16 protein-coding genes are annotated in these 20,440 nt (G+C 60.9%); 9 read left to right on the forward strand and 7 right to left on the reverse strand.

Annotated elements, in window-relative coordinates:
- The first annotated feature begins 196 nt into the window (after positions 1-196).
- From HKK54_RS05745 to HKK54_RS05755, 3 genes are all read left to right on the forward strand, one after another.
- Entirely contained in the window at positions 197-1,165 is a 969-nt protein-coding gene (locus HKK54_RS05745; protein ID WP_003215860.1) for a polyprenyl synthetase family protein, read from the forward strand.
- Positions 1,166-1,294: 129 nt separating this feature from the next.
- On the forward strand, positions 1,295-1,636 hold the full coding sequence (locus HKK54_RS05750) for a zinc ribbon domain-containing protein YjdM (protein WP_003215858.1): 342 nt from the start codon (positions 1,295-1,297) through the stop codon (positions 1,634-1,636).
- A 197-nt stretch (positions 1,637-1,833) separates the two neighbouring features.
- Positions 1,834-2,091 (forward strand): PA4570 family protein, encoded by a 258-nt coding sequence (locus HKK54_RS05755; protein ID WP_003215856.1) that lies wholly within the window; start codon positions 1,834-1,836, stop codon positions 2,089-2,091.
- A gap of 54 nt (positions 2,092-2,145) precedes the next feature.
- On the opposite strand, the gene HKK54_RS05760 is transcribed toward HKK54_RS05755, so the two are convergent.
- From HKK54_RS05760 to HKK54_RS05770, 3 genes are all read right to left on the reverse strand, one after another.
- Entirely contained in the window at positions 2,146-2,763 is a 618-nt protein-coding gene (locus HKK54_RS05760) for an FKBP-type peptidyl-prolyl cis-trans isomerase (protein ID WP_003215854.1), read from the reverse strand.
- A 114-nt stretch (positions 2,764-2,877) separates the two neighbouring features.
- Positions 2,878-3,189: a DUF6482 family protein gene (locus HKK54_RS05765; protein ID WP_010174948.1), complete on the reverse strand. Its 312-nt coding sequence runs from the start codon at positions 3,187-3,189 to the stop codon at positions 2,878-2,880.
- 78 nt (positions 3,190-3,267) lie between these two features.
- Positions 3,268-3,756, reverse strand: a complete 489-nt coding sequence (locus HKK54_RS05770) for a TIGR00645 family protein (RefSeq protein WP_010174946.1) — start codon at positions 3,754-3,756, stop codon at positions 3,268-3,270.
- 166 nt (positions 3,757-3,922) lie between these two features.
- On the opposite strand from HKK54_RS05770, the gene HKK54_RS05775 reads away from it, so the two are divergent.
- Positions 3,923-5,758: a hypothetical protein gene (locus HKK54_RS05775; RefSeq protein ID WP_169386341.1), complete on the forward strand. Its 1,836-nt coding sequence runs from the start codon at positions 3,923-3,925 to the stop codon at positions 5,756-5,758.
- Between the two features lie 131 nt (positions 5,759-5,889).
- Here the strand turns inward: HKK54_RS05775 and HKK54_RS05780 are convergent, their stop codons facing one another.
- Both HKK54_RS05780 and HKK54_RS05785 read right to left on the reverse strand, forming a co-directional pair.
- Positions 5,890-6,216 carry a PA4575 family protein gene (locus HKK54_RS05780; RefSeq protein WP_076014017.1) on the reverse strand — a complete coding sequence of 109 codons (327 nt, stop codon included), beginning with the start codon at positions 6,214-6,216 and terminating at the stop codon, positions 5,890-5,892.
- Positions 6,217-6,517: 301 nt separating this feature from the next.
- A complete protein-coding gene (locus tag HKK54_RS05785; RefSeq protein WP_010174939.1) occupies positions 6,518-8,956 on the reverse strand; it encodes a Lon protease family protein in 2,439 nt (812 codons plus the stop codon).
- A 268-nt stretch (positions 8,957-9,224) separates the two neighbouring features.
- On the opposite strand from HKK54_RS05785, the gene HKK54_RS05790 reads away from it, so the two are divergent.
- From HKK54_RS05790 to HKK54_RS05805, 4 genes are all read left to right on the forward strand, one after another.
- Positions 9,225-9,713 (forward strand): DUF3015 domain-containing protein, encoded by a 489-nt coding sequence (locus HKK54_RS05790; RefSeq protein ID WP_010174937.1) that lies wholly within the window; start codon positions 9,225-9,227, stop codon positions 9,711-9,713.
- 93 nt (positions 9,714-9,806) lie between these two features.
- A complete protein-coding gene (locus HKK54_RS05795) occupies positions 9,807-11,660 on the forward strand; it encodes an Lnb N-terminal periplasmic domain-containing protein (RefSeq protein ID WP_169386342.1) in 1,854 nt (617 codons plus the stop codon).
- 205 nt (positions 11,661-11,865) lie between these two features.
- On the forward strand, positions 11,866-12,222 hold the full coding sequence (locus HKK54_RS05800; RefSeq protein WP_169386343.1) for a hypothetical protein: 357 nt from the start codon (positions 11,866-11,868) through the stop codon (positions 12,220-12,222).
- 70 nt (positions 12,223-12,292) lie between these two features.
- The gene (locus tag HKK54_RS05805) at positions 12,293-12,790 is read left to right on the forward strand and encodes a GreA/GreB family elongation factor (protein WP_010174931.1); all 498 of its coding nucleotides are present in this window, start codon (positions 12,293-12,295) and stop codon (positions 12,788-12,790) included.
- On the opposite strand, the gene gdhA is transcribed toward HKK54_RS05805, so the two are convergent.
- Positions 12,787-14,124: an NADP-specific glutamate dehydrogenase gene (gdhA, locus tag HKK54_RS05810; RefSeq protein WP_169386344.1), complete on the reverse strand. Its 1,338-nt coding sequence runs from the start codon at positions 14,122-14,124 to the stop codon at positions 12,787-12,789. The genes HKK54_RS05805 and gdhA overlap by 4 nt on opposite strands.
- A gap of 349 nt (positions 14,125-14,473) precedes the next feature.
- Positions 14,474-16,138 (reverse strand): energy-dependent translational throttle protein EttA, encoded by a 1,665-nt coding sequence (ettA, locus tag HKK54_RS05815; protein ID WP_169386345.1) that lies wholly within the window; start codon positions 16,136-16,138, stop codon positions 14,474-14,476.
- Positions 16,139-16,423: 285 nt separating this feature from the next.
- Between ettA and HKK54_RS05820 the strand changes: the two genes are divergently transcribed.
- The gene (locus HKK54_RS05820) at positions 16,424-20,275 is read left to right on the forward strand and encodes a bifunctional diguanylate cyclase/phosphodiesterase (RefSeq protein ID WP_169386346.1); all 3,852 of its coding nucleotides are present in this window, start codon (positions 16,424-16,426) and stop codon (positions 20,273-20,275) included.
- The last annotated feature ends 165 nt before the right edge of the window (positions 20,276-20,440 follow it).

Here is a 20,440-nt window from a genome sequence, read left to right on the forward strand (position 1 = left end):
GAGGTATTGGCTGGCATGGCTGCATGGGATGGACGTCCCGAATGCAATTGCGTAAGGCAGGTGCTGCCCAGGAAGTTCAGGGTGCGCGATTGTACGCAAGCTATGGAGGTGTTGCAAGTAGCCGTCTATCGCGCCTTGACACTACGGGACGTGGGTCCTAGCATGCCGCGCAACCCTTCTGGAGCGACTGTCGCTGATGCAACCCCAAGCTTTCTACCGCGCGGTGGCGGACGATTTTAGCGCCGTCGACGGCATCATCAAGAAGCAGCTGACTTCTAAAGTGCCGCTGGTCTCCAAAATTGGCGACTACATTACGTCGGCCGGCGGTAAACGCCTGCGTCCTTTATTAGTGTTGCTGTGTGGCAAGGCCCTCGGCCGCGAAGGCGATGACCTGCGCCTGCTGGCCGCGACCATCGAGTTCCTGCACACCGCCACCCTGCTGCACGACGACGTGGTCGACATGTCCGGCATGCGCCGCGGTCGCGAGACGGCCAACGCGATGTGGGGCAACGCGCCAAGCGTGCTGGTGGGCGACTTCCTGTACTCACGTTCCTTCGAAATGATGGTCGAGCTGGGCTCGATGCCGGTGATGAAGATTCTTTCACAGGCCACGCGCATCATCGCCGAAGGCGAAGTGTTGCAGCTGTCGAAGGTTCGCGACGCCAGCACCACCGAAGAAACCTACATGGAAGTGATTCGCGGCAAAACCGCGATGCTCTTCGAAGCCTCGACCCACAGTGCCGCGGCCCTGTGCGAAGCGACGCCCGAGCAGAGCGAAGCCCTGCGCACCTTCGGCGATCACCTGGGCGTAGCCTTCCAGCTCGTGGACGACCTGCTGGATTATCGCGGCGACGCCGAAACCCTGGGCAAGAACGTCGGTGACGACCTGGCCGAGGGCAAGCCGACCTTGCCGCTGATCTACACCATGCGCGAAGGCACGCCGGAACAGGCCGCCCTGGTGCGCAAGGCGATCCAGAAAGGCGGGATCGAAGACCTGGAAAGCATCCGTGAAGCCGTGGAAGCCTCGGGCTCCCTCGAATACACCGCACAACTGGCCCGTGACTACGTCGCTCGCGCCATCCAATGCCTGGAAGCCCTTCCAGCCAGCGAATACCGGGACGCCCTGGTTGAGCTGAGTGAGTTTGCGGTCGCACGCACCCACTGATTCTGCTCTGCTTCATGTGGGAGCTGGCTTGCCTGCTCCCACAGCGCTCTCTGGCGTTGCTGCACCCTGCCGGGCTAAAACCCTATACAATGTGCGCTTTTTAGCCATCCTGAAACTAAAGGAGCTTTAGTGAGCACGTTGCCACCCTGCCCGAAATGCAATTCCGAATACACCTACGAAGACGGCGCCCAGCTGATTTGCCCGGAATGCGCCCATGAGTGGGCCGTCGGAGGCGAAGCCGAGGCTGCCAGCGATGAATCCGTGAAAAAAGACTCTGTGGGCAACGTCCTGCAGGACGGCGACACCATCACCGTGATCAAGGACCTCAAGGTCAAGGGCACCTCTCTGGTGGTCAAGGTCGGCACCAAGGTGAAAAACATCCGCCTGTGCGACGGCGACCACGATATCGACTGCAAGATCGACGGTATCGGCCCGATGAAACTCAAGTCCGAGTTCGTACGCAAAGTCTGAATCTGCTGCCTCCATCCCGTGCCCTGCACGGGATGGCGCTTCGTCCTCCCCGCATCACCCCCGCACTACTGGCAAAAGGCCAGGCCTTTTGATCAAAAACAATATCCACACAGAAAAGTACGGAAATCGCCAATAGGTACTTGCTATTCCTTGAATAAGAATTATTCTCATTGAAACCCATCAAGGAGATGCGACCCATGACTTATTTGATTGATGCCTGGCTGGACCGCCCACACCCTTACCTGCGAATCCTTCATCGGGAAACCGGGGAAGTCTGCGCGGTGCTGGAAGAAGAAGCGCTAAGTGAACTGCAGGATCAGGGCGACCTGGACGTCAATGGCCTGAGCTCCAGCGAACCTGGGGTGTTGAAGGAGGTGGTGAGAAATCTGTTTCTGTTCTGCTATGCCCGGGCATTGCGCCCGGTGACGGATCTCAATGGCAAGTTTCATCCATGAGTAACCGCGCAAAACGCTGTAGGAGCGAGCAGGCTCGCTCCTACAGGTAAGGTCTTACAGAACGTCGAGCAGCTCGACGTCGAACACCAGAACGCTGTGCGGCGGGATGCTGCCAACGCCTTGAGCGCCGTAAGCCAGTTCGCTCGGCACGTACAGGCGCCATTTGCTGCCGGCATTCATCAGTTGCAGGGCTTCGGTCCAGCCGGCGATCACGCCGCCAACCGGGAATTCTGCAGGCTGGCCGCGCTCGTAGGAGCTGTCGAACACAGTGCCGTCGATCAGGGTGCCGTGGTAATGAGTGCGCACTTGGTCTTCACGGGTTGGCTTGGCGCCAGAACCTGCGGTCAGCACTTCAAATTGCAGGCCGGAAGCCAGGGTGGTGATGCCGTCACGCTTGGCGTTTTCAGCCAGGAAAGCCAGGCCTTCGCCAGCAGCGGCTTCAGCCTTTGCAGCCGCTTCGGCTTGCATGATTTCGCGGATGACCTTGAAGCTGGCGGCCATTTGCTCTTGGTCCACACGGCTTGGCTTGCCGGCGAAAGCGTCGGTCAGGCCAGCCAGGATCGCGTCCAGGCTCACGCCCGGTGGCGGGTTGTCGCGCAGTTGGTCGCCCAACTGACGGCCAATGCCGTAGCTCACGCGGGTTTCGTCGGTGGACAAGTTAACTTCGGACATGGAACTGCTCCGCTGTAGGACAGCGCCGGAAAACTGCAACATTTCCCGAACCGCCCAGAACTAAAAGGGCGAGCAGACTAGCACACAAGAACGACCGATGATGAGCCCCCGCCCTTACCAGGCGGAGTGGATGGCGATCGGCAAGCGCAGGCTTTCCTCGGCGCTGGGCGGCATGCCGCACATTTCGTCGTGCACCGAGGTGTGCACCAGCTCAAACGGCATTTTCGGCATCGCGTGCTTGTGCAGCAGTTGGCGCGCGTGCTCCACCGAACGCAGGTGCAGGGTTTTGCCCTGGTCATCACCCAACGGGTACGCCCTGCCCTGCATGCGGGCTTCCAGCACGTAGATACCGCCTTCGAGGGAGATCAGGCTCAATTGGTCAATACGGCCCACCGTGGCGTAGGCATACAGCTCTTGCAGGTTCATGACGGCACCTCCAGGACAGAGCTATAGAGATAGGCCGGAACGCCTCGAACCACAAGGCGAAAACCGGCCATCCGTCCATTAGTGCTTGGTGACTTTGTCCAGGTAGCCCATCGCAAACGCCGACACCACGAAGGTCATGTGAATGATCACGTACCACTTCAGGTGCTCGGGGTCGACGTTCTTGGCGTCCATGAAGACCCGCAGCAAGTGGATCGACGAAATCGCCACGATGGACGCCGCGACCTTCATCTTCAGCGACGAGGAATCCATGGTCCCCAGCCAGTTGAGCTTTTCCTTGCTTTCGTCGATGTCCAGCTGGGAGACGAAGTTCTCGTAGCCACTGATCATCACCATCACCAGCAGGCCGCCCACCAGCGCCATGTCGATCAACGACAGCAGCACCAGGATCACATCCGACTCACTCATGGAGAACACCATGGGAATCACATGAAACACTTCCTGGAAGAACTTCAGACCCAGCGCCAGCAGGCCCAGGGACAAACCGAAATAAATCGGCGCCAACAGCCAGCGTGAGGCATACATCGCATTTTCGATAAAGCGTTCCATTGAATCTCACACAGCTTGGCTAAAAATGGCGCCGAGTATACCAGCCGTTCCCAAACGCCAGAAACCGTCGAGAAAACTGATCTGTACGGCATCTGTAAAAGAATTTTTCTGCTAGTGTCGAGCTCATCAACTCGGCTCGATGATGTCGGACAGGAAAACTCAGATAATGGATGTGCGATCCCCTTTGGCCAGCATTGGCCTGTGTGCGGCGTTGCTGATGGGCAGCGGTTGTTCCCCCAGCGATGAACACAAGCAAGCCAGCCTCGAAGAGAAAACCGCCAAGTTCGAACAGTCCCTGGACGCCATCCAGGACCCCAAGCTCAAGGACGCCGTGTCCGAGCTCGGTGGCTCGTTGCTGTTGCTGGAACGGGCGCGGGTCAAGCTCGCCACCAAGCCCATCGAGGCCGAGTACAGCGAAGACGCCCTGGCGCTGCTCAAGCATTACCCGACGCCCCAGGCTCTGGTTGACACCTACATCAATGGCCTGTTTGTGCTGCGCAAGGCGTCCCATTCGGACTACCTGACGGACCTGCAGCCGATCTTCCCGTTCAACTTCAACATGCCCGACCAGTTCCCGTTCCCCCACGGCCTGGAATGGCAGTCGGTCACTTTGAGCAACAACAAGGTCATCCCCTTCCAGCCGGAATGGTCGGAAACCGACCCGGGCATCCAGTTGAGCCCCACCAGTTCCAACCTGACCAACCCCGATGATCTGACGGTGACCTACCCGTTCGTCGAAGGCATCGAGACTGACAACAAGAGCCAGCCGCAGCCCGTCACCCTCAAGGGCAAGGTCGAAGTGATCGCCCCGCGCAAAGTCTTCACCTTCGACTTGTCGAAGAAGGACGTGGGCCGCAAACGCACTGAAGAAAACGTCACGGTCACCCTGCTGACCCTGGAAAAGAACTACGCCGAGATCGAACTGACCAACAGCGCCCCCCTCGCGCCGGAAGTCGCCGACGAATCGCCTAACCCGCTGCTGGTGCAGGCGCGCGATACCACCGGGCAATTTCTCTCGCGTTCGGGCTCGATCAACGAGAACGCCGCCCAACTGGCGTTCTACGAGAAGCAACTGGCGGAAATGCAAAAGCAGACGGCCTGGTCCGATGCCTTCGAGAAACAGCTGGAAGACGAGCAGAAAGCCTTCGAACACAAGCAGGACAGCCATTACACCAAGGTGTACTTCAATGGCTTGATCGACAACGTGCAAGTCAGCGTCCTCGATTTTTCCCAAGCCACCGTAACCCGCAAGGACCTGGACCTGCCCGTGCGGCGCTTCGACAAGAACAGCCTGGAGAAAACCGTACAGCCCCTGCCGATGCCCGTCACCGTGTATGACGACCAGGCCTCCGACTGGCTGAAGGACGCCACGCTGTCCGAAGACCAACTCAAGAAAAGCGTCACCATCAATCAGTCGGTGGATGACGCCAGCGCGGCGCACATCGAGTTCGATCACCCCTACACCTTCAACGACGACCTGCTGGGCGACGACCGGGGCGGCGGCGATGCCCCCGTGACCTTTCTCACGGCCAACGACGAAGGCAAGCTGGGCGAGCCGATCGAGCTGCCCGCCGAGGCCTACGAGGTCGACCCGGGGCGCGCCACCATTACCTATGACCTGAACCTGTTCCCCGAGAACCCAGGGTTTGCCGTAGGTTCAATGCCGCTGTTCCTGGCCACCATCGAAAAAGGCAACCTCACGGCGGGGCAACTGCCCAAGGGCCTGGAACTGAAAGACAACGCGCTGATTGTCGACCAGAAGCTGTTCCCCGCCGACAGCTGGCGGTTCTATGCCAAGGACGCCAGCGGCAACTACCTGAAGGAAATTCTCGGCGTCAGCCACCGCGCAGAGGAGTACGGCACGGCGTTGTTCGACGTGCATTACTTCTACGGCCAGCCGAGCGCATTGGAGACCTACCAGCGCACCGGGTTGAATACCGTGCAGTACGGGTTCGAGGTCAAGCTGGACAAGCCCGAGTCGGCACCTGCCCCCAAGCCGTAAGCGCCAAGCGGGCTTGTGTGGGAGCCGGGCTTGCCCGCGATAGCATCACCTCGGTCCAGCTGAAAGACCGAGTTGCCTGCATCGCAGGGAAGCCAGCTCCCACACAAACCCACCCATTGGGTTTTCGATGTTTAGCGGATATCACTCAACGCCGTTTGCCGCCCGCCATTGAGCTGTCGCAAGTGCGCCTGGAGGTGCAGGCACCAGATCTGCGGGTCGTCGGCCAGTTCGTACCCGTGCAGGGTCAGGCTTTCGACAATCGAATCGAGGATGGTTTGTGCCACGAAAGGTCCGTGAAACGGGCCTTGAGACTTGATGGTGGAGGGCTGTTCGCCAGTCATTCCGGCGGCAAACAACAAGGTCCACATCCCGGTATCCCCGGCGAGAGGGCGAATGGAACATTCGATACGAGTAACCAGGCCCAGGCACTGGCGGGTGAGGCAGAGGTTGCGCGACATGGCGGCGACCCTCGGTAGATCCGGTATTCAGCCTCGCAGGGCAAGACTGTTTCTATCCAGCGACTCCTGTGGATATCCCTTGAGCTGAGAATAGAAGAAACCCGGTACAAACCAAGGCTGGGGGACCAACGGACGACTGCCCTGTGGTGAGGGGGCTTGTCTCCCGCTGGGCTGCGAAGCAGCCCCAATAGGATAAACGCGCTCTAACAGGTAAAACACACTGCCTGGATTTGGGGCCGCTTCGCAGCCCAACGGGGGACAAGCCCCCTCGCCACAAGGCGCGCCCCTCATCCGATCAACATCACACGGGCTTGGTCTCAGCCAACGCCTCCTGCGCCAGCTCCTTCTCGGCTTCCTTCAGATCATCTTCGCTGATCATCTCGGCAATCGCCCGCAGGCGCTCCACCACCCGCGCGTTGACGCTGCCTTCCGGGAATTGCCCCTCCTCGTCCGGCGACCCCGCCGGCTCGCCCACCAGCAGGCTCAGGGCTTCGTCAGCCTGACGCACGGCGTAGACGTGGAATTGCCCGTCCCGCACGGCCTGCAACACCTTCTCATCAAGCATCAGCGTCGCGACGTTGGCCTGGGGAATGATCGCGCCCTGCTCGCCGGTCAGCCCGCGGGCTTCACAGAGGCGGAAGAAACCTTCGATCTTCTCGTTGACCCCACCCACCGCCTGCACTTCACCAAACTGGTTGATGGAACCGGTGATGGCAAAGCACTGCTTGAGCGGCGTCTTCGACAGGGCCGAGATCAAGGTGCACGCCTCGCCCAGGGACGCACTGTCGCCGTCGACGTAACCGTAGGACTGCTCCAGGGCGATACTCGCCGAGATCGCCAGCGGGAATTCCTGGGCATAACGGCTGCCCAGATAACCGGTGAGGATCATCACGCCCTTGGAGTGAATCGGCTGGCCGAGGTTAACTTCGCGCTCAATATCGACGATGCCGCTGCCGCCCGGGTACACCGTGGCAGAAATCCGCGCCGGCACACCGAATGCCGAGTCACCGACCTCCAACACTGTCAGCCCGTTGCACTTGCCCACCGCGGCACCGGCGGTGTCGATCAGGATCACCCCGGCGAGCATGTCGTCGAGAATCCGCGCCGACACCCGCCCGGTGCGCGTGGCCTTGGCCTTGAGCGCGCGCTCGATGTGCCCGGCATCCGTGCGCTCATCGCCCGCCAGGTGGCGAATGAAATCCGCCTCGCTGACCAACTGGAACAAATCGCCAATACGCGCCGACAGGCGCCCCTGGTTCTCCGCCAGCCGCGCGCTGTAGGTCGCCAGCCGCGCCACAGCGTCCGAGGTCAACGGCGCCATGCCTTCTTCCGAGGTGCGGGTTTTCAGCAACTGTGCAAACTGCTCCAGGCTTTCATCCACCATCGGAATGTCTTCGTCAAAATCCACCAGCACCCGGAACATCTCCTGGAAGTCCGGATCCGCGTCTTGCAACGCGTAGTACAGCTGGCGGGAGCCGATGATGATGACCTTGAGCTGCAACGGGATCACTTGCGGGTTGAGGGTCACGGTGGCCAGGCGGCCCAGTTCGCCCAACGGTGATTCCATCTTCAGCTTGCGCGACTGCAGGGCACGCTTGAGGGCGTCCCACACAAACGGCTCGCTGAGCATTTTCTCGGCTTCGAGGATCAGGAAACCGCCGTTGGCCCGGTGCAGCGCGCCCGGCCGCAACTGCCGATAGGTGGTGTAGAGCGCGCCCTGGTCGGTGCTGTATTCAATACGGCCGAACAGGTTGTCGTAGGTCGGGTGCGGCTCGAATACCACCGGCGCGCCACCGTTGACCGGATGGCCCACCACCAGGCTCGGGCAGTACTGCTCTTCCAGCAACTTGCGGGCCTGGGCGTCGGTTTTCGCGTCATCCACCAACTGCTCGACCACGGTTTTCAGCAGGTACACCTGCATGGCCTGCAAGTAGCCGCAGACGGCCGCGTTCTCCGCGTACTTCTCGGACAACGGCGCCAACAGTGGCTGCAAGGCCAGGGTGATGGTTTCTTCGTTGAACTGGCGCATCTGGTTATTGGACTCGCGCTTCCACTGGGGCAGGCTGGCGAGCTCTTCGTTGAGCCGTTCTTCCAGTTCGGAAATATCGGTGTGGAAACGCTCGCGGTCGGCTTCCGGCAACTGCGAAAACTCGGCCTCGTCCAGCGCCTTGCCGTCGAGCATCGGGGTAAAGGCGATGTTGCTGCTGTCACGGTACAGCGCCACGTCCTTTTCCAGGGCCAGGCGCTCGATCACATCCAGGGCACGGTCGTAACGCTGGTTGAAGGCACGGTCGATGGCGCTTTTGCGCTGTTGATACGTCGGGTGTTCGAACACCGCCGGAAAGGTCGCGACCAGGTTGTCGATCAAGCCGTTGATGTCGCTGATGAACGCGGCAGCACCGCCCGCAGGCAGTTCCAGCGCGCGGGGCTCGCGAGGCTCATCGAAATTATTGACGTAGACCCAGTCGGCCGGGGTCTGCAGGCGTTTGCCTTCGGCCTTGAGGTAGCGTTTGACGAACGAAAAGCGGCCGGTCCCGGGCTCGCCCATCACAAATACGTTGTAACCGGGGCGTGGCATGGCCACACCAAACTGCAAGGCTTCGACCGCACGTTCCTGGCCAAGCACACCGCGAAAGGGCTCCAAATCATTGGTGGTCGAGAAGCTGAACTGTTCAGCGGAAAAAGGACGAGTCAGCGCTTCAGGCGCTAGACGCAAGCTGGCAGCAACAGGATCAGGCATCGGGCTTCCTTACATCAGGCGGGGCAGATGACGGCATTCTGGCGCCGGGTTGGGCCGGCTGGCAAGGCACGGCTTAGGGAAAGCATAGACCCGGCTTTGAGGCTGTAAAAAAACCGAGTGTTTCCGGCTTGTTTCACAAAAAATAACGGAACCCTTGGATCGTGCCTAAACTCCAACCTGCTGCGGGTTGGACTAATAACCGGCCCCTAGGGTGCTGTCAGGCACCTGAACCCTTGTCCATTGGTTTGCACACAAAGAGAACAAAGCTATGAAACGGATCCTTCTTGGTACTCTCTTCACCGTAGTCTCCCTCAATGCAATGGCTGAAGCGCCAGGTGGCCCGAACTGCGGTTGGGGCAACATGTTGTTCGAAGGCCAACGCGGCACTCCCGCTCACTTCCTGGCTTCCACCACCAACGGTACCTCGGGGAACGCCACTTTCGGCATGACCTCGGGCACTAACGGCTGTAACACCAACAGCGCACTGACCTACGGTGGCAAATCGTGGATTGCCATGAATGGCATGATGAACGAGCTGTCCGAAGACATGGCCAAAGGTAACGGCGAAGCGCTGACTACCTACGCCGTGGTACTGGGTGTTGCTCCTGAAGACCGCGAGCACTTTGCCGCGGTGACTCACGAGCACTTCCAGCAAATCTTCAGCAAAGCTGACGTAACCGCTGATGACGTGCACAACAACACCCTGGCCGTACTGAAAGGCGACACCCGCCTGGCGAAATACGCTACCCAGGCTTAAGCTCGACCCGCCCGTGCCTTTCGAGGCACGGGTTTTATTATTTTTGGACCTGCCTCCCCTTTGGGTCTTTTTATCTCGACTTAAGTTGCCCACATGCTCAAACGCCTTGCCTACCTGGCACTCTTCGCCTGCGCCCCGCTGTATGCGGCACCGCACCTTGATGATCAACGTTTGCAGCAACTGGCCAACGAGCCGTTCTGGCTGTCGCTGGGGCATTACGAATCCGGCAAGTTCGAAGGCTGGCGCAGTTATGTCAGCGACAAGAAATTCTTCCTCGCACCCGATGGCGCCCACCATCCGGACCAGGAACTGAAGGCCACCGTAGAAGCACTCTATGCTCCGGCCAGCCTCGGTGAAAAACACGCCCAATGCGTTTACCCCGCACGTACCCGTTGGCTCAAGGACCAGTTGCACCTGACTGACTTGCCGGCGCTGGACTGCAAGGAATTCAAGCAATGGTTCAAGGACGTTGCCCCCCACAGCGCGGTGATGATCTTCCCGGCGGCCTACCTCAACAGCCCGTCGTCAATGTTCGGCCACACCCTGCTGCGCATCGACCAGGCTGACGTGCAGAGCAACAACACCGCGCTGCTCAGCTACGCGATCAACTTTGGCGCCTATATCGAAGGCTCGGACAACAGCATCCTCTACGCCTGGAAAGGCCTGATGGGCGGTTATCCCGGCCTGTTTGCGCTGGTGCCCTACCAGGAAAAACTCTCCGAATACCGTAGCCTGGAGAACCGCGACCTGTGGGAATACCGCCTGAACCTGAGCCAGGTCGAGACCGAGCGCATGGTCGAGCATGTGTGGGAACTCAAACAGATCCAGTTCGACTACTTCTTCTTCGACGAAAACTGCTCCTATCGCCTGCTGGAACTGCTGCAAGTGGCCCGCCCAACGCTGCGGCTGACCGAACAATTCCCGCTGACCGCGATTCCTACCGACACTGTGAAAGCCGTGAAAGAAGCCGGCCTGGTGGAGAAAATCGACTATCGCCCGTCCCGTGAACGCGAACTGCTGGAACGTGCCAAGCCTCTGAGCAGTGATGAGCAGCAATGGGTGCTGAAGATCAGCGACGACCAGAAACAACTGCAGGAGCCGGGCTTCAAGGCCATCGCCAAAGACCGCCAGGCCCTGATCATCGACGCCGCCTACCGCCTCGGCCGCTACCGCGCCAACGGCCTGGAGCGCGACACCGAACGCTCCCAGCGCAGCTTCGAACTGCTGCGGGCGATCAACCAGAACCCGGCACCGGACCTGAAGATCGAACGCCCCGGCCTGCCCGAAGACGGCCACGAATCCCGCACCTGGCAAGCCGGCATCGGCACCCGGGGCGACAAGGCCTTCGGCGAATATGGCCTGCGCATGGCCTATCACGACCTGAACGACAACGCCGAAGGCTTCCCGCTGGGCGCGCAGATCGAAATCCTGCAAATGAAACTGCGCCAGTACGAAGGCAACCACTGGCAATTGCAGCAACTGGACCTGGCGACCATCCGCTCACTGACCCCACGCAACGCACTGCTGCAACCCTGGTCGTGGCAAGTGACCGGCGGCCTTGAGCGCGTGCCGGGCAAACATGACGACGAAACCCTGGTCAGCCACGTCAACGGCGGCGCCGGCGGCACCTGGCAACTGCGCGACGACATGCTGGGCTTCGCCCTCGGTACCGTGCGCGTGGAACACAACAGCGACTTTGGCGAAGCCATCTCCCCGGCGGCCGGCTTCAACACCGGCGTGCTGTGGCGCAATCCGCTGGGCAACCTGAGCCTGGAAGCCAAGGGTGATTTCTTCACCAATGGTGAAGTACGGCGCAGTATCAGCCTGAATCAACAGTGGGAATTGTCGCGCAACCTGGGGTTGAGACTGAGTGCCCAGCGTGAATACAGCCACTTGGCGACGCCGGTGAATGAAGTGATGCTGGAAGTGAAGTGGTATCACTACTGACCACCCCACTCGCCAGGAAAACATCTATCAAATGTGGGAGCAGGCTTGCCTGTGATGGCATCGCAGGCAAGCCAACTCCCACATTTTGACCGCGTTACTTCAGAGGCAGCAGTGCCAACAGATTAATCACAGCCCTTTCACATCCCCCCAACGAATCGCCTTCTAAACTCCCCTCATCAGCCGTTCAACGGCCAGGGAGCATGCGATGTGGCGGTACGCAGTAATGCTGGGCGTGTTGGCCCTGCTCTCGGGTTGCCAATCAACCCATGAGGATTTGCTGGCCAAGGGTTACCCACCCGCCTTCGCCGACGGCTATGACGACGGTTGCAGCAGCGGCCGCCAGGCCGCCGGGGTGATCACCGGGGAATTTCGCAAGAACGTCCCCCGCTATCTGAAGGACCGCACCTACGCCGAAGGCTGGGATGACGGCTTCCGCCAGTGCAAGGCCATGCGCGAGAACGAAGACCTGAATGACTATAAGAACCGCCACTGGGACGACCGCGAACGCGCCTGGCAACAGGAAAAGGACCGCGACGCCGCCCGGGCCTTTCGCTCGCCATAGGTCGCTTTCAGACATCCAGCGAAACTTAACCCCTGCGACCATGGCCCAAACTCCATAGCAGGAGAATCCCATGAGTCGAGCGTTCGTCAATGAAGACAGCGCCGCTGCCCAGGCCAGCCAACCGGTAGAACGCCAGGTCAGCGCGCAACCCAATCACCTCACCGCCCGCGGGCTTGCGCAGTTGCAGGCCAAGGTGGCGCAGTTGCAGAACGAGCACAGCGAAGAATCCGCCAAGGGCGAGCAGGCCGATAAACAGCGCCAGGCCGACCTTGAGCGGGATTTGCGTTACTTCAACCAGCGCCTGCAAAGCGCACAGGTGGTGGCGCCGGCAACCTCCACCGACAAGGTGCAGATCGGCAGTTGGGTGACCTTTGCCAACGAACAGGACGAAGAGCAGCGCATTCAGTTAGTGGGCGAAGACCAGGCCGACGCCACGGTGGGCCTGATCAACTGGGGTTCGCCCCTGGGCCGGGCGCTGCTGGGTGCGCAGGTGGGCGACGAGGTGCTGTGGAAGCGCCCCGTCGGTGATCAGTTGATCGAAATCCTGCGCATCGAGCCCGAGGCTTAAACGATGCCTTGGGCCAGCATCGCGTCCGCAACTTTCACAAAGCCTGCGATGTTGGCGCCCTTCACGTAGTTGACCCGACCGTTCTCTTCGCCGTAATGCACGCACGCATGGTGGATCGACTGCATGATGTTGTGCAGCTTGCTGTCCACTTCGCCGGCGGTCCACAGCAGGCGCATGGCGTTCTGCGACATCTCCAGCCCGCTCACCGCCACGCCGCCCGCATTGGACGCCTTGCCCGGCGCGAACAGGATGCCGGCCTCGATAAAGATATCCACCGCCTCAAGGGTGGTGGGCATGTTGGCGCCTTCGGCCACGCACACGCAGCCATTGCGCAACAGGGTGCGCGCCGCTTCGGCGTCCAGTTCGTTCTGGGTCGCACAGGGCAGCGCGATATCGCAGGCCAACTCCCACGGCGCCTTGCCGGCACGGAATTCCAGGCCAAAACGCACCGCCAGTTCGCTGATGCGCCCGCGCTGTACGTTTTTCAGCTCCAGCAGCGCCGTCCATTGTTCTTCGGTCAAGCCGCTTTCGCAGTACAGGGTGCCTTCGGAGTCGGACAGGCAAATCACCTTGCCCCCCAGGTCCATGACCTTGCGCGCCGCGTATTGCGCGACGTTGCCGGAACCGGAGATGGCCACGCGCTTGCCTTCGACCCGCTCGCCATTGCGCTTGAGCATTTCCTCGGCGAAGTACACACAGCCAAAACCGGTGGCTTCCGGGCGGATCAGGCTGCCGCCGTAGCTCATGCCCTTGCCGGTCAGCACCGAGGTGAACTGGTTGCTCAGGCGCTTGTATTGGCCGAACAGGAAGCCGATCTCGCGGGCGCCCACGCCGATATCACCGGCGGGCACATCCACGTCCGAGCCGATATGGCGATACAACTCGCTCATGAACGCCTGGCAGAAGCGCATCACCTCGGCGTCGCTCTTGCCCTTGGGATCGAAGTCCGAGCCGCCCTTGCCGCCGCCCATGGGCAGCGAGGTCAGGGAATTCTTGAAGGTTTGTTCGAAGGCGAGGAATTTCAGCACGCCGAGGTTGACCGACGGGTGGAAACGCAGGCCGCCTTTGTATGGGCCGATGGCGCTGTTCATCTGGATCCGGAACCCGCGGTTGACCCGCACTTTGCCCTGGTCATCTTCCCACGACACCCGGAACACAATCGCACGCTCAGGCTCGCAGATGCGCTCCAGGATGCCCGAGTTCAGGTAGTGGGGATTGGCTCCAAGAAACGGCCACAAACTGCGCAGGACTTCTTCCACGGCCTGGTGGAATTCGGGCTGGTCGGGGTCGCGTTTTTTGAGGCGGGCAAGGAAGGATTCAACGGATTCAATCATGAAAAGTCTCGGCAAATTTATTGTCGTTAAAGGAGATTTGTCCCGGACTTTATCAACTCATGCCGCACCGCGACAGGGCAAAATGTCGCCTTTGTGAATTTAAATGGTGCATTTGATATAAATTAAGGCAGTTTTTGCACCTTAATGAAGATTTCAATCAAAGTTTCGCACCAACAAATGAACCGCTATCGCAGGCAAGCCAGCTCCCACATCTGGCTGCGTACATTCAAGACAACGCGGTCGAATGTGGGAGCTGGCTTGCCTGCGATGCAGACGACGCGGTCCACCTGAAAACACGCAAAAAAAAGCGGAGCCCGAAGGCTCCGCTTTTTCAAACCACCAGCCCGAATCAGGCCAGTTTCTTGTGCCGTACACGATGCGGCTGGGCAGCGGCTTCGCCGAGGCGTTTCTTGCGATCGGCTTCGTATTCGGTGTAGTTGCCTTCGAAGAACACGGCTTGGGAGTCGTCTTCGTACGCCAGGATGTGAGTGGCCACGCGGTCAAGGAACCACCGATCGTGAGAGATCACAATGGCGGCGCCCGGGAAGTCCAGCAGGGCTTCTTCCAGGGAACGCAGGGTTTCAACGTCGAGGTCGTTTGACGGTTCGTCGAGCAGCAGGACGTTGCCGCCCTCTTTCAAGGTCAGGGCCAGGTGCAAGCGACCGCGCTCACCACCGGACAGGTCCTTGACGAACTTCTGCTGGTCGCCGCCCTTGAAGTTGAAGCGACCCACGTAGGTGCGCGACGGGATTTCATAGTTGCCGATACGGATCTGGTCGGAACCGTCGGAAATCTGCTGGAACACCGTCTTGCTGCCGTCGAGGTCGTCGCGGCTCTGGTCCACGCACGCCAGCTGCACGGTTTCGCCGACTTCGATGGTGCCCGAGTCCGGTTGTTCCTTGCCCATCAGCATGCGGAACAGCGTGGATTTACCCGCACCGTTACCGCCGATCACACCAACGATGGCGCCTTTTGGCATGGAGAACGACAGGTTGTCGATCAATACGCGATCGCCGTAGCCTTTGCAGACGTTCTTGAACTCGATGACCTTGTCACCCAGGCGCGGACCGGCCGGGATGTATATCTCGTTGGTCTCGGAACGCTTCTGGAATTCCTGGGATTGCATCTCTTCGAAACGCGCGAGACGGGCCTTGGATTTCGACTGACGTGCCTTGGCGCCTTTACGCACCCATTCCAGCTCGTCTTTCATGGCCTTTTCATGGGCCGACTGCTGCTTGGATTCGGCCGTCAGACGGTCGGACTTGGCTTCCAGCCAACCGGAGTAGTTGCCCTCGTAAGGGATACCGGCGCCGCGGTCGAGTTCCAGAATCCAGCCGGCCACGTTGTCCAGGAAGTACCGGTCGTGCGTGATCGCAACCACGGTGCCCGGGAAGTCGTGGAGGAAATGCTCCAGCCAGGCGACGGAATCGGCGTCCAGGTGGTTGGTGGGTTCGTCGAGCAACAGCATGTCAGGGGCCGACAGCAGCAGGCGGCACAGGGCCACACGACGCTTTTCACCACCGGACAGGTGTTCAACCTTGGCGTCCCACGCCGGCAGGCGCAGCGCGTCGGCGGCGACTTCCAGCTGCCGGTCCAGGTTGTGACCGTCTGCGGCTTGCAGGATGGCTTCGAGCTTGGCCTGTTCTGCCGCCAGTTTGTCGAAGTCGGCATCTTCTTCAGCGTAGGCCGCGTAGACCTCGTCCAGGCGCGCCTGGGCGTTCTTGATCACGCTGACGGCTTCCTCGACCACTTCACGCACGGTCTTGGTCGGGTCCAGGATCGGCTCTTGCGGCAGGTAGCCGATGTTCAGGTCGGGCATCGGGCGGGCTTCGCCGTCGAATTCGGTGTCGACGCCGGCCATGATTTTCAACAGGGTGGATTTACCCGAACCGTTGAGGCCGAGCACGCCGATCTTGGCGCCCGGGAAGAAGGACAGAGAAATGTTTTTCAGGATTTCCCGCTTCGGCGGAACAACTTTTCCCAGCCGATGCATGGTGAAGACGTATTGAGCCATGGTGAACCTAGCGTCAGTGACTGATGAATTAAGCGGGCGAAACCCGTGCCAGGCCATGCGCCGCGCGGGCCGTTGATATCTATCAATGCCTGCGTGCGGTAGATGCCTGATTGTCTGGGGCTGGAACGCCCTCGCGTAACCGGCAAAGCTACCTGAATGCGGGTGGGCAGTCCAGCCAGGCGGGGCTGGCACTTTGCCACAACACAAGGCATGCTAGCCGCCCTCCGGGCGTCCGGCTTATAGTGCACGTCGCGCGCCAGTCCAGCCAAACCGCAGGATCACAGTTTGTCCAACGTCACGCCGCCAACTCCCCTGCGCGCCGCTCATATAGCGCCGGGAGCGCCCCTGCACGGAACCCTGAAGGGCGCATTGGCGACGCTTGTCCTGCTGCTGCTCGCGCTGCTGTTCTGGCAACTGCTGGACCAATTGCAGCAAAACCAGAAAAACCAGCAGCAATACACCATCGACTACAGCGCCGACCTGGCCGAACAGATCAGCCTGAACATGGCCCTCAGCGCGCAAATCGCCCTGAACCTGCTACCGATCGTCGAGCCGCCCCGGGACACCGAACAGCAACAAATCCTGATGCGCACCCTGCAACGCTCCCTGCCGGAGTTGCGCAGCGTCGCCCTGCTCGCCCCCAGCGGCGCGATGATCAGTGACAGCGCCAGCGACAGCCAGGACAGCGCCTGGCTTGAAGAACTGGTCAAGCGCAGCCACGCCCAGTCCTATTACCTGAGCAACAACAACGACGGTACCGTCATCTACCTGCTGCTGCACCAGCCCAGCGGCGGCACCAAGATGTACTGGGCCCTGCGCCTGGCGCCCAATTACCTGGCCAACCTGACCCGCCAGGACGGCCAGGGCCAGCGCCCCATGTGGGTCATCGAAAACCGCCTCAACCACCGCGTGGTCAGCCGTGACAGCGGCATGCCGGCCCAATGGGCCTCGTCGTTGACCCCGGACGAATTGAACAAAAGTGTACTGGTCACGCCCCTGAGCAAGAGCGACTGGCAACTGCGCGGCCTGTTCGACCGCGCTGCCGTGCTGGAACAACTGCTGCCGGCCTTTATTGGCAAATGTCTGCTGGGCCTGGCCTTCTCGCTGATCCCGGTGATCGTGCTGCTGAACATGCGCCGCCGTCAGCGCCAGGTGCACGAGGGACGGCGCCGCTACCAGGATATTTTCGAAGGCACCGGCGTGGCGCTGTGCGTGCTGGACCTGTCTGGCCTGCGTGCGTTCTTCGATAGAGCCCGACTGCAAACCCGCGAACAGTTGCAACAGTTACTGCAAGACAGCCCGGAGCAACGCCAGCAACTGCTCAAGGAACTGCGTATTACCGAGGTCAATCAGGTGGCGGTGCGCCTGCTGAATGTCGCCTCTTGCGAGCAAGCCTGGGAGCGCCTGATCGACGCCTGCCCGTCGAGCCCGACCGCCATCGGCCACCAGGTGATCGACGCGGTACTGACCCAACAGAAACAGCTCGAACTGGAAATCCAGCTCAGCGACGTCGCAGGCAACGACCAATACCTGTGGCTGGTGATGCGCCTGCCGGAGCAACAGGACGACTTCAAGGCCGTGATCCTGAGCATCAGCGACATCACCAGCCGCAAGCTGATCGAGCTGTCGCTGGTGGAGCGCGAGGGTTTCTGGTCGGACGTGGTGCGCACCGTGCCCGATCACCTGTATGTGCAGGACGTGATCAGCCAGCGGATGATTTTCAGCAACCACCACCTTGGCCACACCCTGGGCTACAACAAGCCCGAACTGCAGCAAATGGGCGAGTATTTCTGGGAAATCCTGCTGCACCCCGAAGACGCCGAGCGCTACCACGACCTGCGCCAGCAACAGCGCCAGGCCGGCTACCTCAGCCAGTTGCAGTGCCAGCTGCGCTTTCGTCACCGCAACAACCAATGGCGGCGCTTCGATATCCGCGAACAGGCCCTGGCCCGGGACAAGACCGACCAGGTGACGCGCATTATCGGCGTGGCCAAGGACATCACCGACCAGATCGAGGCCAGCGAATCCCTGCGGGACAGCGAACAGCGCTACCGCATGCTGGCCGAAAGCATCAGCGACGTGATCTTTTCCACCGACAGCAAGCTGGCCCTCAACTACGTCAGCCCTTCGGTAAACGCGGTGCTGGGTTATGACGTTGACTGGATCTTTGAAAACGGCTGGCAATCGACCATTGCCAACCCGCAGCAACTGACCGGCATCTACTCCCTGGTGGAACAAGTCAGCCGCGCCCTGGACCAACCCGAGTCCCTGGCGGCCTTGCGCAACGACGTGCAGACCCAGTTGTTCCTGTTCGACTGCCTGCGCGCCGACGGGCGCAAGATCCCCATCGAGCTGCGCCTGGTGCTGGTGTGGGACGAGCACGGTGCATTCGAAGGCATCCTCGGCGTGGGTCGCGATATCAGCCAGCAACGCCGCGCGGAAAAAGACCTGCGCATGGCGGCCACGGTATTCGAACACTCCACCTCGGCGATCCTGATCACCGACCCGGCCGGCTATATCGTGCAGGCCAACGAGGCCTTCAGCCGGGTCAGCGGTTATGCGGTGGCGGACGTGCTCGACCAGTTGCCGAACATGCTCACCGTCGACGAACAGCAGGAAGCTCACCTGCGCTACGTGCTCAAGCAATTGCACCAGCACAGCACCTGGGAAGGCGAAGTGTGGCTCAAGCGCCGCAACGGCGAGCATTACCCGGCCTGGGTCGGGATTACTGCCGTGTTCGATGACGAAGGCGACCTGGCCAGCTACGTGTGCTTCTTCAGTGACATCAGCGAGCGCAAGGCCAGCGAACAGCGGATCCACCGCCTGGCCTACTACGACGCCCTGACCCACCTGCCCAACCGCACGCTGTTCCAGGACCGCCTGCACACCGCGTTGCAGTCGGCGGAACGGCAGAAGTCGTGGGTGGTGCTGATGTTCCTCGACCTCGACCGCTTCAAGCCGATCAACGACTCCCTGGGCCACGCCGCCGGCGACCGCATGCTCAAGGAAATGGCCACCCGCCTGCTGGGCTGCGTGGCCGAAGACGATACCGTGGCGCGCATGGGCGGCGACGAGTTCACCTTGCTGCTGCAGCCACGGGTCAACCGTGAAATGGCGCTGAACCGCGCGATTCACGTGGCCGAGCAGATCCTGGCCAGCCTGGTGAAGCCGTTTGTGCTGGAGGGCCGCGAGTTCTTCGTGACCGCCAGTATCGGCATCGCCTTGAGCCCGCAGGACGGCAACGAGCTGAGCCAGTTGATGAAGAACGCCGACACGGCGATGTACCACGCCAAGGAGCGCGGCAAGAACAACTTCCAGTTCTACCAGGCCGACATGAACGCCAGCGCCCTGGAGCGGCTGGAGCTGGAAAGCGACCTGCGCCACGCCCTCGAACAGAACGAATTCGTACTCTATTACCAACCGCAGTTCAGCGGCGACGGCAAACGCCTGACCGGCGCCGAAGCCCTGCTGCGCTGGCGTCATCCGCGGCGCGGGCTGGTGCCGCCGGGGGATTTCATCCCGGTGCTGGAGGAGTTGGGACTGGTGGTGGATGTAGGCGACTGGGTGATCAGCGAAGCCTGCCGTCAACTCAAGACCTGGCACCAGAACAAGGTGCGGGTGCCCAAGGTCTCGGTCAACATATCGGCCCGGCAGTTCTCCGACGGGCAACTGGGCGAGCGTATCGCCACCATCCTCAAGGACACCGGCCTGCCGCCCGCGTGCCTGGAGCTGGAGCTGACCGAAAGTATCCTGATGCGCGAGGTCAATGAAGCGATGCAGATCCTCGCCAGCCTGAAAAACCTCGGCCTGAGCATTGCGGTAGACGACTTCGGCACGGGTTATTCGTCGCTGAACTACCTCAAGCAATTCCCGATCGACGTGCTGAAGATCGACCGCACCTTTGTCGACGGCCTGCCGTCGGGTGAACAGGATGCGCAGATTGCCCGGGCGATTATCGCCATGGCCCACAGCCTGAACCTGGCGGTAATCGCCGAGGGCGTGGAAACCCATGAGCAGCTGGACTTCCTGCGGGAGCACGGTTGTGACGAAGTGCAGGGCTACCTGTTCGGGCGGCCGATGCCGGCGAACCGGTTTGAGGCGCAGTTCAGCAATGATGCGCTGTTCATGTTCGACTAAGAGCGTGTGATGCGGCTTTTGTGGCGAGGGGGCTTGTCCCCCGTTGGGCTGCGAAGCAGCCCCAAAACCTGCCACCGCGATCTATCTGAATAAACGTGTGAGCCCTGAATGGGGCTGCTGCGCAGCCCAACGGGGGACAAGCCCCCTCGCCACAAGGGCACCACT

Source organism: Pseudomonas sp. ADAK13, from assembly GCF_012935715.1.
In the GTDB taxonomy this organism is placed as follows: domain Bacteria; phylum Pseudomonadota; class Gammaproteobacteria; order Pseudomonadales; family Pseudomonadaceae; genus Aquipseudomonas.